Genomic DNA, 17403 nt, shown 5'->3' with positions numbered 1-17403 from the left:
TATTATCAATAAGTTCTTTCTAATCAAACGCTTACTTGTATGAAAAAGAAGATCAAAGGAGGTTTTATCAGGTTTGCCATTATGGATAAGGAATATACACACAATTTCTCTGCCCAGGATAAACTTGGCTGGCTGGAGCATTATGTATACATAGGAAGGCCTGAAACTGGCATGAAAGATTTTATCCGCTTGAAATATGTACAGGCAGACCAGAGGAAAAAATTCGTGGCAAACGACCATATTAAAATTCTTTCCTATGAATTTGATTACTCTCTCCTATAAAAAATAATTACCCGGTGGAAGAAACAGGCAGCTAGTCTTCGAATGACGGTAAATATTGCCTGTTCTGAATACTTAAACTGATTGTATCTTCTGCCCTTTATTCCTAATTCTAAGCTGATGAGTTATAAAAGTGAGTACCAAATGAATCAATTTAAAAAAGAATATTTTCTCATTGAAGCAAAAGATAGTATGACAGTACAACGACTAAAAAATGAATGCAATGAGTTAATTAATGAATACAACCGGTTAACTAATCCTTTGTCGGAACAGGGGCAGGTATTAGCTTTTCAGATTAACTCCTATGTGATGAAGCTTCATACATTGAAAGATCTACACTATTAATTAATAAATATACACAAGTACAATCCATATTTGTCAGGATGAGCTTAATTCAGTCAGACTTCACAAATATGTGTTAATCAATAATAAATTTTTATCTGCTGATTCAATATAAGAATTAGTACAGATGATGTCATTTAAAACAAAGCACTATGTCAGGTATTATGCAAAAGGAAATCATTTTAAGTAAACTCGATTCTCAACGGTTACGGGAGCGAATTTCATTAACAAAAACTACTAAAGAATCTTATGCTTTGCTCAATGAGATTAGTAAAGCAGTAATTGTTGAACCACAAGAGATACCTGCTGATGTAGTTACTATGAATTCAATTGTGCAATTTCAATATTCTAAGAAGGCCTGGGAAATGCAGATTGTGTACCCGGAAGACGCTGATATTCAAAAAAACAAGGTTTCCATCTTTGCTCCGATTGCTGCGGCACTGATCGGCTACAAAAAAGGCGATGTTGTGGATTGGAGTGTGCCTGGAGGAAGCATACAATTAGAAATTCTTAATATTATTTACCAGCCCGAAGCAGCAGGAGATTTTCATCTCTAGCAAATGTTCAGCTTCCTGTTCGGATGAGCCCATGCCTTTAACTCAATAGGAATACAAATGTATTTACAAGTAAAACAGATATAATCACTTAGATTTTTGATAATAAATTATAATCAGATATAGGCCACCCTTTAACAGTACAGCGTATGAAATGGATATTTGCATTGAAAGAGAAAATTAAAATGGCTTTCATATTAATTTTTATTGCCGGCGTAATTATTCTATTTAATGTATTGATGAAAAGCAATGTGTCCGGCTTGGAAGCATCTATGAAATCTATTTATAGCGATCGCCTGGTGGCCGGGGCTACTATATCAACTATTATAGAACTCAATTATCAGAATCATTTACAGCTGGAAGAACACATTCATACAACCAGTGCTGAAAAATATAGCATGCTGGAAGCAGGGATCAGGCGTAATAACAAAGAAGCAGATTCCTTACTCACAGCATTTAAAAAAACCGTATTGGTAGCTCAGGAGAAAGAAGCATTGGATGAGTTTGTACAGACAAATCTAATGTACAGAAAATTTCAAAATGATATGCTGGGCTTAAGCCGCGAAGGTGATAAAACAAGCATGTATGATCAATACCTTCAAAAAGGCAATAGGTTGTTTCAACAATGGCTAATCCCGGCACATCAACTCTCCAGAATACAGATTTCAGTAGGGGAGGATATTTACAAAGCTTCTCAACTTAAGATTCACGGTGCACAGGTGATATCAACGGTAGAAGCAGCTTTGGTAATTGTGATGTTAGCAGGAAGCTATGCATTGATGATCGCTTCCAACACCATCATAAATAAACCGCAGAAATTCTGGCTGAATTAACTATTTTCAATAAGTTCTGTTGCACTGCCCATTATCTTATCAGAGGAATCATTCGTTTTTTGATTTCAGCTGAGTCTAAATAGCCATTTGTTTCTTAATATCCTGCAACCAAGGTTGAAACTGTATTCTGCCTGGCCTTGATGTGTAGCCAAAAGCAGGCCGTACATTAAAGACAGGCAGAATAACTTTTTATAGCTTTATTCTTGATGTAAGGCAATTAACATAGCTTCCAGTTCTTCTACGGTAAGAAGTTTTACTCCTAATGAAAGGGCTTTTGTTTCTTTAGAACTGCCACTGCCTTTCTCTTTCATCACCAAATAGGAGAGGTTTTGCGAAACACCAGAGGCAATAGTTCCTCCTTTCGATACAATCTGCTCTTCCAGATCTTTTCTCCGTACGCCAGTAAAACAAAAAGAGGCACCGGCCAGCTCATTGGAAGTTGCCTGTTTCTTTTCAGTCTTTTCTATGGTGAGAGGTAAACCTACAATGAAATTAAAAAACTTATCATAGGCCTCCAGGTAGGCTGTAGCCGAAAGCTGGGAAAATCCGGTAATGGCTGTAATTTCCTCCAGGCTTGGTTTTTTATCGAAATGTTCTAGCAGCACGAGTTTTTTAGAGCCTAATCCTTTGAAAAAACCGGTGGCATGTTGCAATTTAGACAAAGGCACGGCTTTTAATTTGGAATGAATGGAGTTATACACAATTTCTGCTTTACGCTTGCCAAACCTGTCTAAGGCTTCCATTTCACTTTTGGTCATATCAAGCACCTTATGAATGGTATTGTACCCGGCCTGGTAAAACTGGGCACATACCCCTTCACTCACGTTATCTATTTCCAGAATAGTAAAAAAGGCAACCATCCGCTGTAAAGCCTGTCCGGGACAGTCTATGTTCAGACACATGAGTTCTACCTTGTTTTCATTCCAGGCCAGATCTTCGGTTTTACAGGAAGGACAGCAGGTGGGTATTTCTATTTTCTGGGCCGGTTTATCTACCGAAACAATCAGGGGAATTACCATACCAGAACGTTTTACCTGCAACAGCGCTCCTTCCCCCAGCTTCATGTCTTCTACAAACTTGGCGTTATTTGCTGTTACCTGCGAAACGGTTACGCCATCCAGCCGGATAGGCTCCACTTGTACAATGGGTTTTAATAAGCCCTGCTTGGATACATTCCAGAGAATGCTTTTTACAATTGTTTGTTTTACTTCCTCAAAATTACCTTTGTAGGCTCTGGCATAAGCCGGATTATTGGTGGAGGTTTCCCGACCTATCCCTTGTTGTTCCTGTAAAGAGTCTACCTCAATGATGACGCCATCTAATTCATATTCCTTGTTCCAGGAGGCAAACAGGTCCTTTAAGTATCCTTCCGTTAATTCGCCACCCTTTACAGTAACATACGAAATAGGATGCTGCCCGTGTTTGTTCAGATAGGCTAATTGCTCTGATTTTGAGCGAAAAGTGATGTTACTGCCCTTTGAGACCAATCCATACCGGATATAATCCATGTCGTTGAGAATAGCTACAGGCACTTTATTGTTCAAGGCTCCTGCCACCGTATTTCTTGGATTTTCAAACTGTTCCGCCCACTTGGTAGCGAATACTTCCCGTTGCATTAACACTTCTCCAAAGGTGATCATGTCCCGAAAAGGGTTTTCTTCAGTGCCACACCTGTTGTTTCCTTTCATAATGAGTTTATAATGCTCATCTGAGCGCTGCCCAAATTTTCCATCCCCTCTGGTCCAGGCAGAACAGGTATTTTCCTCCACGCAAAACGACATGCCATCCAGTTTGGGCGTTAATACCATAATGGTATCTTCGGAAATATGTTTTAAGCGCATCCATTTAAATATATCATCCACGGTTTTTACTTTGTTCATGGAAGCCATTACAATGGGCAGCTTTTGTTTACGGGGATCTTCATCAGAAATAGAAATGCCTACTTTATTCAGAAATGGATCATTGGGCGAAAGCGTTTCCAGTTCATCCACTAAGGTGTCGTAGGCAGCATCAGAAATTAAGGCATTGCCTTTTCTATACGCTTCATTATAAGTAGTCAATAAATTTCTGAGTTCTTCAATTCTGTTCATAAAAAGCAAACTGTGAAATTAGGATTCAAACTTGTATATAGGATACTATAGAATGGCTACAATTTATTTATTTTTTTCAGTTGTGCGGAAATATTTCTTACGCTGGCAAAAGGATTGAATGTAAGCTTACAGGTTTATGCTAACTGAATCTCCTGGAAGTTTAACTAAAACTGATTAAACATAGAGCTGACTTTAAGAGCATTATGAAAGCCGATTACTTGCTCTTAAACTGGCATAGCAGACAAACAAACTTTTAATTAAAAAGGAAAGAACTTAATCAGGTATAAATGCGATAATGCGTAAGGGGCCGCCACTGCCCCCTTTAATTTTCATAGGCAATGCAACAATATGTGCACCAAGCGTTGGTACCTGATCCAGACTGGCCAGATTCTCGAAGGCAGGAATATTCGCTTTCATTAACGTTACATGACTACTAAATTCCTGGGATTGCCCATAATCTATGCTGGCAGTATCTATTCCAATCGCCTTGATTTTTCGTTGTGTTACCAGCCATTGAGCCGCCTTAGGATCTAATCCTGGAAAATGCAGCTGGGAAACCCCTTCGTTTCCGGTTTTATCTGTTCCCAGGTATTGCAGGCGGTCAGGCCAGTATCGGCTATAGCCGGTTTGCAACAGTACAATACTTCCCTCAGGAATCTTCCCATGAACGGATTCCCATTGGGTAAAATCCTGAATGCTCACCAGATAATCTTTATTGGCTAATGCTTGTGGAGAAACATCTATTTTCACAGAAGGGCCGATCAACTGGGAAAGCGGAAGCTGGTCAACGGTGCGCCCACCCTGAGCAAAATGTATTGGCGCATCAATATGGGTACCTCCATGCTCATCCGTACAAAAACCATAAGAGGAATAATAATAGCCTTTTTCTGTCATTCCTACAGAAACCGTATCCAGTATAAATGGTGAAGCGGTGGGCCAGAAGATGGTTTCTTTAGAATAGTCATAGGATAAGTCAACCCATTTTCCTGCCGGAAAAGCAGCTTGCTTAGTGGAGCAACCTACGCTTGCAAAGCAGGATAGTATCAGCAACCAGGATAGTTTGCGTTTCATATGATGAGGTGAAAGTTTAGAAATTTATTCTTCAAAGAATCATTTTCTATGAATGGAGAAACACCCGTTCAGAATAGCCTGCTTACCTTGCAAATTCTTCCTTTTTCATTTTATACAACCTTTCTGGCTGACTGTTTTGTATCTCCAGATATAGAACGGGTCTTCTGAATCTGCTGATACATTTCTTCAAATCCTGTATTTTTAAATTCAGTAGAAAGTATTGCATTTTGTTCCACTACATCTTCCAGCAACTGCAAACATAACTTTATGGCATTTTCGGTCATGATACCAAATAAGATATGCGCAATTTTACTCATGTACGTATACCCCTCCGGCAATGCTTCTTCCCCTCTTTGTGAAAGGCTTATTATTTTTGCCCGTTTATCAGTTTCGTCGGTTTCTTCAATGATATAGCCTGCTTCCGTTAGTTTTCTGATTCCCTCCATACCGGTCGTGTATTCCATGTGAAGCATTCCGATCAAAGCTGTCTTTTTCATTTTACCATTTTTCTTCAATACATTCAGGAAATAGAATGCTTCCGGAAAAGGAAAACTGCTTTCTTCCATGGCTGCTCTGTAATACAGGTTAAAACTAGCCATCAGCATTGCTATACTCTTTACAAGCCTTGATTGATCCTCCGGGCAGCTTTCTTTCGTTGTTGAATTCCCCGAATGATTTTTAACCAGGTAAAACCGGCAAAAATCCTCAATGGTGGCTGCACTGTGTTGCTGCGTATAGGCGTCCCACTCGTTCACGAGCTTAACTAATGTATTCATAAGTTAAAGGTAGTTCTAAAAAAAATAAATATATATCTTTTATGATATTATATATATCTAAAAAGATATATTTGTAAATAAACTTTAAGAATATTATGGATACTACTCAAATAAAAACTTCTCAAGTGGATGCAGATTCTATTCAGGAAGTGTTTGCTACACTTGCCACTGCCTGGAACACGGCGGATGCCGATTTGTTCAGTTCGGTGTTTACACCAGATGCAGACTACGTTACCTTTAATGGGCAACACCTGAAAGGGCGGGAAGCCATTGCGCAGGTACATATGGACTTATGGAGAAAATTTCTGAAAGGCTCAAGGCTGGTATCGGCCGAACCTATGCAAATCCGTTTTGTACACGAAACACTGGCAATTGCCCATGGCAAAGGGGCAGTTTTAATGCGGTGGCAGAAAAAACCATCAGAAAACCGCCTATCCATTAATACGAATGTGCTTATTAAACAGAATGGCCAGTGGTACATTACCGCTTTTCATAACTGCCGCATTCAGAAAATGCCCTGGTTTATCCGTTTATTCGCGAAATGATGTTGCTGCATGAACCAGAAATGAATTTAAGCTTTGGTTTTGTAATTTGCTACATCTACTTGAACGCCTCCTGCGTATATTTCTCATTAAAGAAGTATAGTATTTAAAAAACCACAGCTATGAAAGAAAAAAACCATTTAGACCTGGTACAGGAATGCCTGATGCAGGAGAAATATTTACAGGTAGAACAATCTCTTTCCATAGGATTGAGAACTTTTGCAGATCTCATCCAATCTAAATCCAAACCATCCCTTTTGAATATAAAGCTATTCCTTCTTGATACCATGCATCAAAATGACGATAATATAACTATTGTTAATCTTTGCCAGAAAATGATTGAAATGGTAGAGGAAAAAGTTGATAAGCTTGAACAGTAAACTATTTATTTGATTTCCGGAGAGTAGTTTACTGTTATTTTCAGTGTAGTAAACCAATGCCGTATTTTTAGAATTAAGATCAATCTTTTGATTTGAGTACTTATTTATGGATAGCCTTAAACGGTAAAATCTATAAGAGGCAATACAGAAAGCTCATAACCGGTATGCTACGGAAGGATTATTTTATGAGAGCCTGATACAATTCTGTATCGGGCTTTGCCTTGTCTATCGCCCTGATAAAAAATACCAGATAACCCCTGCTGCTTTTCAGTTTAAGTAATCAATCCAATAATTCAATAGATTTGAAATAAAAGCATGTTAAAAGCTTGATTAGACGAGTGGATAGTAGCTATTTATGAATAGTATGAGCAAAATTAAAGATAACAGATGGCAATCTGATTCAGGAATATCTTAAGGCAGGATTAATACCTCATAATAAAAATCAATCAGGTAAAACTAGTTACTATAAAAGCCGTTTGCTACGTATGGTAACATGTTCTGACTAGGAAATTTGTATCTTCAATACCCTTAAACCCTTACGATAACCATTCTTCTGCATAATTTTTTGAACAAAGCTTAAGGAAATAGATTTTCTTTGTCAAGAAGATGCATGTAGCTTTTAACAGGCTTGAAGAATACTCATAAACAACTAATCAGATGGAAAAATCAAGCTTAGTGAATAATTCTTATTTTAAAATTGCGCTACTTATCATTACATCCTATTTTCTTTTTGCAGGACTGTATTATGCACAGGGAATTATCATTCCCCTTTTATTTGCCGGTTTGCTGGCCATGCTTGTATTACCCATCTGCAATTTTCTGGAAAAGAAAGGAATAAACCGGGGCTTATCTATATTACTTTGTGTGTTACTGCTCATTTTAGTTATTGGCGGCATAGTAACGCTGTTTGGAACACAGATCGCACAGCTCACCAAAGATTTCCCCCTGATTAAAGAAAAAGCCTTAGAAAATTACCATTCTATGCAGAATTTTATTGATGCCAAGCTCAATATTCCAGTTGAACAGCAGGGAGACTGGATTAAAGATAACTATGAAACATTTTTTGCAGGCTTGAGTGGCGTGTTAAGCGGACTACTAGTGGGTATAAGTTCAGGCCTAGGCAATTTTCTGCTTGTCATGATCTATATGTTCTTTTTTCTTTTGCTGAGAGAACGTATCAGGAATTTTATCTTACAATTATGCCACCAGCAGGATCACGAAATGGTAGCAACCGTTATTGAAAAAACCAAGCGTATCACGATCAAATATATGACTGGCTTGCTCATCGAAATAGTTATATATGGCACCTTGTCTGCGATTGGCTTTGCTATATTGGGTATTAAACAAGGTATTTTCTTTGGCTTTCTGGGAGGTATTCTAAACCTGATTCCATATCTGGGTGCATTGATCGGAGCCGTATTGCCTATGCTGGCTGCAGTTGTGTATAAAGATTCCCTTTTTTATGCCTTAGGTGTATTAGGGGTGGTCTTAGTTGTACAGTTTATAGATAATAACTTTATTACCCCAAAAGTAGTGGCGGGATATATCAGGATCAATGCGCTGGCTACCGTTATCGTAATTATTATAGGGGGTGCCTTGTGGGGCATAGCCGGCATGGTGCTTTTTTTACCCCTGCTGGGCATTCTTAAAATCATCTTTGATAACATTCCTTCCTTAAAACCATTTGGCTATCTGATTGGAGAAGATAAACAAGAAGCAAGTGCAGGGGTAGGCGCAGACTATAGCGACTGGAAAGCGAAAGAAAAAGCAGAAGAAAAGCCGGTGTAATTCTGTTTCTTAGTGAATAAAGCAACCTATACTTTTCCGGGATTATACTTAAGAAAGCTGAAAAATAGGCAGTAAGCCTATGGACACACAAATCTCCTTGCAGTTTAGTAGAATCGACTGTCTGCCCGGCAAAAAATGAGTTTTTATATTCCATTCTTTAAATGATAATCCTATTATAACCGGACAATGAGTGTCCGTTTCTGGACACTTATCTAGTGGCGCAGATCATCAAAATAGGCTTAATTTAACAACAGAAGCACTTTTTGCCAGTTGGCAAGGGATTTGTCTTGCAAAATTATAAATAATCATCACGTATTTTCATCTTATGCGAAGAGCTTTCTTAGGAGAATTCGAAGAAATCGTACTGCTGGTGGTAGCCAGTTGCCATCTGGAGGCATATGGGGTGAATGTGTGGGAACAGGTACAGGAACAAACCGGACGTAAAATTACCATGAGTGCAGTACATGCCACTTTATACAGGCTCGAGGAAAAAGGCTTTTTAAATTCACATATGGGTGGCTCAACACAAGAGAGGGGAGGCCGCAGGAAACGCTTCTTTAAACTTACACCAGCAGGGGCACATGCCTTACAGGAAATTCAGGCCATACGCAGCAAATTGTGGCAAGGAATTCCGCAAGGTGTGATTCAATTGTTTGGCATTTAACTATTTCCCCGGAAACGCAAAGCTATGAATGACCGCCAGCCTGATATTTCTCCTCCCCGATGGGCAGCCCGTTTTCTGGAGTGGTTTCTTCCGGATGAGTTGCTGGAGGATGTACAGGGCGATCTGCAGGAAGTATTCTATAAACAAGTAAAAGCAGAAGGTATAAAAAAAGCCAGACGGGAATACTGGTTGTCAACCCTGCAATACATCCGTCCCTACTTTCTGGGCAGAAGACAAAAAAAGAAATCAGTTCACGATGCAAAATCCCTCTATTTCGATATGTTTTACAATTATTTCATTATCGCTTTCAGAAATATAAAGCGGAACAAGGCTTTATCTGCTATCAATATTTTCGGCCTGGCCACTGGTATTGCTACCTGCCTGATTATTATGCTGTTTGTGCAGCATGAATTAGGCTACGACCGTTTCCACGAAAAGGCTGACCGTATTGTACGGGTGATTTTTAAAGGTTCTATTCAGGGGGAAAAACTCAATGAAGCCCATGTAATGCCTCCGGTTGCCCAAACCCTTTTAGCCGATTACCCGGAAGTACAGGAGGCAACCCGCTTACGTCAGTACGGAATACCCCGAGTAACCTATAAGGATAAATCTTTTAAAGAAGATGCTTTCGCTTTTGCAGATGCGAATTTCTTTCAGGTGTTTACCCTACCTTTTTTGCAGGGCGATCCGAAAACTGCCTTGCTTGAACCCAATACCATTGTTATTTCCCAGGCAATTGCCCGTAAGTTTTTTGGAAATGAAGACCCCATAGGGAAGGTTCTTACTTTTAAAGATTTTAATACTTCCTGCAAGGTAACTGGCGTAATGGTCAATATGCCATATAACTCTCATTTCCATATTGATATTCTCGCCTCAATGGCTAGCCTCCCTGATGCCAAGTCATCTTCCTGGGGAACCTCAAACTTCTACACCTATCTGGTGTTGCCGGAAGGGTATCATTATAAAAACCTGGAAGCCAAACTGCCAGGGGTAGTTGAAAAGTACATGAGTCCGCAACTTCAACAATCCTTTGGTATGAATTACGCTGAGTTTCAGCAGAAAGGTAATTACCTGGGCTTGTTTCTGCAACCGCTCACCGATATCTACCTGCACTCCGATTTTATGTATGATCTGGGTCCAAGAGGAAATATCGAGAACCTGTATATTTTCAGTGCCATTGCCCTATTTATGCTGCTCATTGCCTGTATTAATTTTATGAACCTCTCTACAGCCGGAGCCTCTAAACGTGCCAGAGAAGTAGGCATACGTAAAGTACTGGGTTCGGTAAAAGGGCAACTGGTAGGGCAATTCCTTCTGGAGTCTATTCTGTTAACAGCTTTATCCTTATTGCTGGCAGGGGCGATGGTTATACTTGCATTGCCTTTCTTCAATAGCATAACCGGGCAATCACTGGCGTTAGATATGGGTTTTGTTTTGAAACTATTGCCAGCACTGTTGCTCTTTGGATTGTTGGTAGGCATGCTGGCAGGGTTTTATCCGGCATTTTTTCTCTCTTCTTTCAAGCCTATTTCTGTGCTGAAGGGTACACTTACAGTTGGCAGAAAAAGTATAAGTATCCGCAGTAGCCTGGTCGTTTTTCAGTTTTGTATCTCTATTACATTAATGGTGGGTACGCTGGTCGTATATCAGCAACTGAATTATATGCATACCAAAGACTTAGGCTATAACAAAGAAGGCGTACTCGTACTGGGAGAAACCTGGGTATTGGGAGCTAAAGAAGACGTATTCAGGAAGCAAATCATGCAGGACCCCAGGGTGATACAGGTCAGTCTTTCTGGCTATTTGCCGGCCGGACCTTCTTACAATAATAACTTTACCGTTTCTCCTGACAGTAATCCCTCTCAATTATTAAAGACACTTAAATACGATGTAGATGACCAGTACATACCTGTCATGGGCATGCAGATGGCTGCCGGACGGAATTTTTCACCGGAATTTGCTACAGATTCTTCCAGCATAATCCTGAACGAGACCGCAGTAAGGGCACTAGGCTGGCAGCAGAATGCCCTGGGTCAAAGCATTACCCGTTCTGATAATGACGGAAAGAAAATGAGCTACCGGGTAATAGGCGTGGTAAAAGATTTTCACTTCCGCTCCCTGCACGAACGTATTTCGCCTCTGGTTATGGTGCTTAGCCGGAGTTCAGGTACTATGATTGCCAAAGTAAAAACAGATGATGTGAAAGGTTTATTAGCTTCTCTGAAAACACAATGGACAGCTTTAACCCCAGATGAGCCTTTTATGTATTCTTTCATGGATGAACGCATTGAAAATACCTATGTGTCAGAACAAAAGATCGGCCGGTTTCTAGGTGTTTTTGCCGGGCTTACCATCGTAGTGGCCTGCCTGGGTCTGTTTGGCCTGGCTACTTTCACTGCCGAGCAGCGCACCAAAGAAATGGGTATCCGCAAAGTACTAGGCGCTTCTGCTGGGAATATTGTGGCTTTGCTTTCCAAAGATTTCCTCAAACTGGTAATAATGGCTAACCTGATTGCCTGGCCGCTGGCATGGTGGATTATGGATATATGGCTACAGGATTTTGAATATGGCATCAGCCTGAGCCCCTGGACATTTGCCTGGGTGGGCTTGGCAGCTCTGCTGATAGCCTTACTCACCATAAGTGTAAAAGCCATTAAAGCCGCCTTAGCCAATCCGGTAAACTCTCTGCGCAATGAGTAGCAACCAGAATAATCTGCGTCCTCCTAAGTGGATAGACCGCTTTCTGGAATGGTATCTTCCCGACCATTTATTGGAAGATGTGCAGGGCGATCTGCAGGAAGTATTCTATAAACAAGCGAACGAAATAGGAGCAGAAAAAGCAAAACGGGCATATGTGGTTACTGCTATACAATACATCCGTCCTTATTTCTTTAAACGCCGTACCCGGCATTCTTCACACCTGAAACCTCAATATATAGATATGATCTGGAACAATTTCATCATTGCCTTCCGCAACTTTCGAAAAAATAAAGTACATGCAAGCATCAATACATTAGGCATGGCCATCGCTGTTACCAGTATCCTGCTTATATTTTTGTATGTGCAGCATGAGCTTACTTATGACCAGTTTCACAATAAGATAAACCGGATTGTAGTAATTGGCGAGCAATCGAAAGCAACGGACGAACCCTATACCAGGTCTGTATATCCGGCTTTGCCTGAGTTGTTAAAAACGTATCCGGCCATCGAAAATGGTTCAAGGGTTTTTGATAATCAGTGGAGCTGGATATCTGCCGGAGATAAAGATTTTGAAGAGCAGATCACTTTTGTTGATACAGGATTTTTTGAGGTATTTTCATTCCCCTTGCTGAAAGGTGATGGCCCGATAGCCTTAACCGATCTTTCATCGGTTATTTTATCTAAGGAAATGGCTCATAAACTTTTCGGTGAGGCAGACCCCATGGGCCAGACCGTACGCTTTGATAATGGCAAACAACTGGTTGTCCGGGGGATACTGGCTCCTGTTCCGGCTAATTCTTCCATCGAACCCAAAGTGATTGTTCCTATTGCTATCCTCCCTGACTTTGCTCCCTGGATTAAAGAAGCCGGAGACTGGTATAATTCATTTACCATGGCCTTTTTACTGCTGAATCCGGCTACAAATGCCAGACAGCTTGAGGCGCAATTACCAGATTTTGTTACAAAATATTTTGCTGAAGCTGCCAGGGGACGGATATTACGTTTACTGCCTTTTGAAGGGTTTCACAAAAAACAGTCTGATAACTCTACCTATGTATATGGGCTGACCTGTGTGGCCATCTTCTTACTGCTGGTAGCTTGTATCAACTTCACTAACCTGTCTATAGCCACTTCTCTTTCACGCATACGGGAAGTAGCCATCCGTAAAGTAATAGGTTCTACCCGCAGAGGAATTATTTTCGGATTTATTACAGAAGCTTGTCTGATAAGTATATTGGCTTTAGGCATAGGCATCCTGCTCACCCATATTCTATTGCCGGTACTGAACGGATTGCTGGATATGCGTTTACAAGTTGATATCTGGGGTAATCCACTTCTTATTATATTTCTGCTCAGTCTTTCCATTGGCATAGGTTTGCTGGCTGGTATTTATCCTGCCTTATTTTTTTCTGCCCTTAAACCAGTGAATGCCCTCAAAGGAAAAACTGCCAGTGGGCCAGGCAATGTTCGTGTACGGGACGGGCTTGTCGTGATCCAGTTTGTGATCGCTGTTTTTCTGGTGACCGGCACCTTGTTGGTGTTTGACCAGATACAATTTATGAAAAGTGCCGATCTGCGCTTCGATCGGGAAAATGTTCTGGTGGCAGACTTAAATCTTGGGTATAAAGATGCAAAAGCAGCTACCTCTCAGATTAATTTTATTTTGAATGAGTTGGCAAGCAACCCGCAGATAGCTCATTACTCCACTTCCCAGAATATTCCAGGCAGGTACTGGCAAAACTATAATTCCTTTTTGCCGCCCGGCTGGACAAAAGAACCTGTTTCGCTCAGACAGGCTACTGTGGATGCAGGGTACTTACCTACGTATGGAATTAAGCTGCTAGAAGGCCGGAATTTTTCTGCTTCTATTACCAGCGACACTTTGCAATCAGTTATTATTAACCGGGCAGCTATGCAGGCTTTTGGCTGGAAAACAGCTGTTGGGAAAATCATCCGGACCAATGGTAGTAATAAGGACTGGCAGATCGTGGGTGTCATTGACGACTTTCATTACCAATCCTTGCAGGGAACTGTAGAACCGCTGATCCATTTCTTTTCCGGCCCTGCGCAAATTACCGGCAATAATTTCCTGAGTATTAAAGTGAAACCACAAGATGCTGCTTCTTTACTTTCGTATTTGAGGAAAGAGTGGAAGCAAATTCCTTCCAGAAAAGAGTTCAGCCACTACTTTGTTGATGAAGAGTTTAATAAGCAGTACGAGCGTGTAGAACGTAGTTTGTCGCTCATTACCTTTTTTACCATCGTTACCATTCTCATTGCCTGTGCAGGTGTTTTTGCACTTACTTCCCTTTCTACCCATCTCCGCAGTAAAGAAGTTGGCGTCAGAAAGGTATTGGGGGCTAATATCATCAGTATTGTGAGCTTGTTTTTTAAAGATTTTGTGAAACTGGTACTACTCGCTAACCTGATTGCCTGGCCACTGGTGTATTATGCTATTCAGCTATGGTTGCAGAATTTTGCCTATCCAACCAGCATTAGTGTCTGGATATTTGGTGTATCTAGTGTGGTTACTATTTTGATTGCGCTACTCACCATTAGTTTTCAAACCATAAAAGCAGCTCTAGCCAATCCGGTAAAAGCCTTGCGGAACGAATAGGTTGCGTTTAAAAATAAAAGAGCTACTTCAGATACAAGCCGAATGTCAACCTATAGGCAGTTAAAACCACCATCACCCCCCAAATGGGCAGACCGTTTTCTGGAATGGTTCTTACCGGAACACCTGCTGGAAGATGGGCAGGGGGATCTGCAGGAAGTATTCTATAAACAGGCAGCGCACGAAGGGGAGGCGAAAGCCCGCAAAGAATATATGCTGTCAGCTATCGCTTATATCCGCCCTTATTTTCTCAAACGCCGGAAAAAACATTCTCTCTATTACGCCAAACCACTTTATACCCATATGCTTCGCAATTATCTCACCATCGCCTTACGGAACCTGCAACGTAATAAAGCTTATACTTTCATCAATGTGATGGGCCTGGCGCTCAGTATTACCTGTGGCATTCTCATTTTTACATTAGTAAAATACCACCTTAGTTTTGATACCTTTCATGCGAATGCCGGCCGTATCTACCGCTTTGTAACCGAACAGCACATGGATAACATCAGTTACGTTCCCAATGTGCCCAACCCTTTTGGCAAGGCATTCCGGGAGGACTATACATTTGCTGAAAAAGCAGCCCGTATTGCTACCATTGATGGTGCCTTGATTGCCCTCCAACATGGGAAAGAACTAAAGAAATTTAAGGAAGCAGAAGCAGCTTTTGCAGAAAGCGAGTTTTTCGACATTTTCAATTATCCTTTAACAGAGGGGAATAAGTCCACGGCATTAACCCAGCCAAATACTGCTATTATTACCGAAAAAATAGCCAGGAAATATTTTGGCACCCAGAATGCAGTTAACAAAACCTTCCGGCTGAACAACCGGATTGATTTTACGATTACCGGCATACTCAAAGATTTACCACCCAATACAGACCGCAAAACAGAAGTATACCTTTCGTATAGCACATTGAAAGCCTATGATGAATGGCTGGCCAGCGATGATTCCTGGGGTGGGATTACTGGCCAGATGCAATGTTATACCTTGCTCAAACCAGGTGTAAACCCGGCTGACATAGAAAAAGTGTTGCCAGCATATGTAAAAAAATACCGGCCAACCAATAAAAATGTACACCACTATAAACTACAACCTTTGGCTGATATACATTTTAATGCGCATTATGGAGGTGTCATGGAGAAAAGAAACCTGTGGGTGCTCTCTTTAATTGGCATTTTTCTGGTGATGACCGCCAGTGTAAATTTCATCAATCTGGCTACGGCCCAGGCGCTCAAACGAGGCAAAGAAGTGGGCGTACGGAAAGTACTGGGAGGCTTACCCACACAACTTTTCGGACAGTTTATCACGGAAACCGGTCTGATTACTTTGTTTGCTCTGGTGATTGCGTATGGTTTATCCCTGCTTGCGCTACCTTATATGAATGAATGGTTTCGTTCGCAGATGACTATTGAGCTCTTTTCGGATAAGTTTCTGGCCGTTTTTATGTTCCTGCTTCTGATCGTAGTTACACTCTTTTCCGGCGCTTATCCAGGGCTTATTCTTGCCAGGTTCCAGCCAGTACTGGCGATCAAAGGTAAACTTACGCATAGGCATGTAGGCGGTTTTCCTTTGCGGAGGGCATTAATTGTTACCCAGTTTACTATTTCGCAGATGCTCATTATTGGGGTAGTGGTGATTGCCAGCCAGATGCATTATTCCAAACAATCGGATCTGGGGTTTAATAAAGATGCGGTGGTGATGATTCCGGTCGCTTCTGAAGCCTCTGATACCAGAACCACTACCCTTAAAAATCAACTTTCCCGGATTGCCGGTGTAGAAAATGTTTCTCTTTGTTTTGGCGCTCCTTCCTCCACATCTCACTGGGGTACAAGTGTAAAATTTGATAACCGGCCTGAAGAAGAAGTTTTCAGAATAAACTGCCGGGCAGCCGATGAACAGTACATCCCTTTGTTTGACTTGCAACTAGTGGCAGGACGTAATCTTCATCCTTCCGATACAGTCCGGGAGTTTATTGTCAATGAAACTTTTGTCAGGAAATTGAACCTTCAATCCCCACAGGAAGTGATCGGTAAAGAAATACGGGTAAACGGAGGCAATATAGTGGCTCCAATTGTGGGCGTAGTGAAAGATTTTCATGACCAGTCTTTCCATGAAGACATTAATGCTATTTTTATTACGACCCTCCCGGAAACCTACGAGAATTATGCTGTAAAAATCAACCTGGCCAACGTAAGCTCTACCTTAACTACCTTAGAAAAAACCTGGAGCACGATGCATCCTGACCACATCTATGAATATCAGTTTCTGGATGAACACATTGCGGCCTTCTATCAAACGGAAGAACTCATGCTCAAGCTTATCCAGAGTTTTGCCGGTATTGCTATTTTTATCGGTTGCCTGGGACTATATGGCCTTGTTTCCTTTATGGCCGTTCAGAAAGTGAAAGAAATAGGCGTTCGTAAGGTATTAGGCGCTTCCGCAGGTCAGATTTTCTGGCTTTTCTCCAGGGAATACCTGCCATTGATATGTATTGCTTTTCTGATTGCCACACCGGTTGCCCATTACTTTATGCAACAATGGTTAGATGATTTTGCTTATAGTATTCCATTGCATGTTGGATATTATTTAGTTGCCCTGGCAGGTTCTGTAGGTATTGCGCTGTTTTCAGCAAGTTATCAGTCTATAAAGGCTTCTCTGGCAAATCCGGTAAAAGCGTTGAGAAATGAATAATCTATTATTTGGCTATGGGCTTAGTAAGAGGGTAACTTTTATGTGAACTTTACTGAGCCCATAGCCAGAGATGTAA

Annotated in this window: 14 protein-coding genes; 11 read left to right on the top strand and 3 right to left on the bottom strand. The window is 41.0% G+C overall.

Features of this window, described 5'->3' with window-relative positions; all coding sequences use genetic code 11:
• Window positions 1-39: 39 nt before the first annotated feature.
• From GXP67_RS11630 to GXP67_RS11615, 4 genes are all read left to right on the top strand, one after another.
• The gene (locus GXP67_RS11630) at window positions 40-282 is read left to right on the top strand and encodes a hypothetical protein (RefSeq protein WP_162443280.1); all 243 of its coding nucleotides are present in this window, start codon (window positions 40-42) and stop codon (window positions 280-282) included.
• Window positions 283-423: 141 nt separating this feature from the next.
• Window positions 424-624, top strand: coding sequence for a hypothetical protein (locus GXP67_RS11625; protein WP_162443279.1), 201 nt, complete (start codon window positions 424-426; stop codon window positions 622-624).
• 149 nt (window positions 625-773) lie between these two features.
• A complete protein-coding gene (gene rnk, locus GXP67_RS11620; protein WP_162443278.1) occupies window positions 774-1178 on the top strand; it encodes a nucleoside diphosphate kinase regulator in 405 nt (134 codons plus the stop codon).
• 146 nt (window positions 1179-1324) lie between these two features.
• Window positions 1325-2008 (top strand): MCP four helix bundle domain-containing protein, encoded by a 684-nt coding sequence (locus tag GXP67_RS11615; protein WP_162443277.1) that lies wholly within the window; start codon window positions 1325-1327, stop codon window positions 2006-2008.
• A 197-nt stretch (window positions 2009-2205) separates the two neighbouring features.
• Here the strand turns inward: GXP67_RS11615 and GXP67_RS11610 are convergent, their stop codons facing one another.
• The 3 genes from GXP67_RS11610 to GXP67_RS11600 form a co-directional block, all read right to left on the bottom strand.
• On the bottom strand, window positions 2206-4098 hold the full coding sequence (locus tag GXP67_RS11610; RefSeq protein WP_162443276.1) for a BRCT domain-containing protein: 1893 nt from the start codon (window positions 4096-4098) through the stop codon (window positions 2206-2208).
• 273 nt (window positions 4099-4371) lie between these two features.
• Entirely contained in the window at window positions 4372-5169 is a 798-nt protein-coding gene (locus GXP67_RS11605) for a cyclase family protein (protein ID WP_162443275.1), read from the bottom strand.
• A 110-nt stretch (window positions 5170-5279) separates the two neighbouring features.
• Window positions 5280-5945, bottom strand: a complete 666-nt coding sequence (locus GXP67_RS11600; protein WP_162443274.1) for a MarR family winged helix-turn-helix transcriptional regulator — start codon at window positions 5943-5945, stop codon at window positions 5280-5282.
• A gap of 95 nt (window positions 5946-6040) precedes the next feature.
• Between GXP67_RS11600 and GXP67_RS11595 the strand changes: the two genes are divergently transcribed.
• From GXP67_RS11595 to GXP67_RS11565, 7 genes are all read left to right on the top strand, one after another.
• Entirely contained in the window at window positions 6041-6490 is a 450-nt protein-coding gene (locus GXP67_RS11595) for an SgcJ/EcaC family oxidoreductase (protein ID WP_162443273.1), read from the top strand.
• A gap of 119 nt (window positions 6491-6609) precedes the next feature.
• Window positions 6610-6867 (top strand): hypothetical protein, encoded by a 258-nt coding sequence (locus GXP67_RS11590; protein WP_162443272.1) that lies wholly within the window; start codon window positions 6610-6612, stop codon window positions 6865-6867.
• A gap of 657 nt (window positions 6868-7524) precedes the next feature.
• The gene (locus GXP67_RS11585; RefSeq protein ID WP_162443271.1) at window positions 7525-8655 is read left to right on the top strand and encodes an AI-2E family transporter; all 1131 of its coding nucleotides are present in this window, start codon (window positions 7525-7527) and stop codon (window positions 8653-8655) included.
• A gap of 325 nt (window positions 8656-8980) precedes the next feature.
• On the top strand, window positions 8981-9319 hold the full coding sequence (locus GXP67_RS11580; protein WP_162443270.1) for a PadR family transcriptional regulator: 339 nt from the start codon (window positions 8981-8983) through the stop codon (window positions 9317-9319).
• Between the two features lie 24 nt (window positions 9320-9343).
• Entirely contained in the window at window positions 9344-12019 is a 2676-nt protein-coding gene (locus tag GXP67_RS11575; protein WP_232065154.1) for an ABC transporter permease, read from the top strand.
• Entirely contained in the window at window positions 12012-14636 is a 2625-nt protein-coding gene (locus GXP67_RS11570; protein ID WP_162443269.1) for an ABC transporter permease, read from the top strand. Before GXP67_RS11575 ends, GXP67_RS11570 begins: the two co-directional genes overlap by 8 nt.
• 42 nt (window positions 14637-14678) lie before the next feature.
• Window positions 14679-17327, top strand: coding sequence for an ABC transporter permease (locus GXP67_RS11565; protein WP_232065152.1), 2649 nt, complete (start codon window positions 14679-14681; stop codon window positions 17325-17327).
• Window positions 17328-17403: the final 76 nt, after the last annotated feature.

It is taken from the genome of Rhodocytophaga rosea, assembly GCF_010119975.1.
Taxonomy (GTDB): Bacteria; Bacteroidota; Bacteroidia; order Cytophagales; family 172606-1; genus Rhodocytophaga; species Rhodocytophaga rosea.
This window is presented reverse-complemented; position numbering and strand designations above follow the sequence as displayed.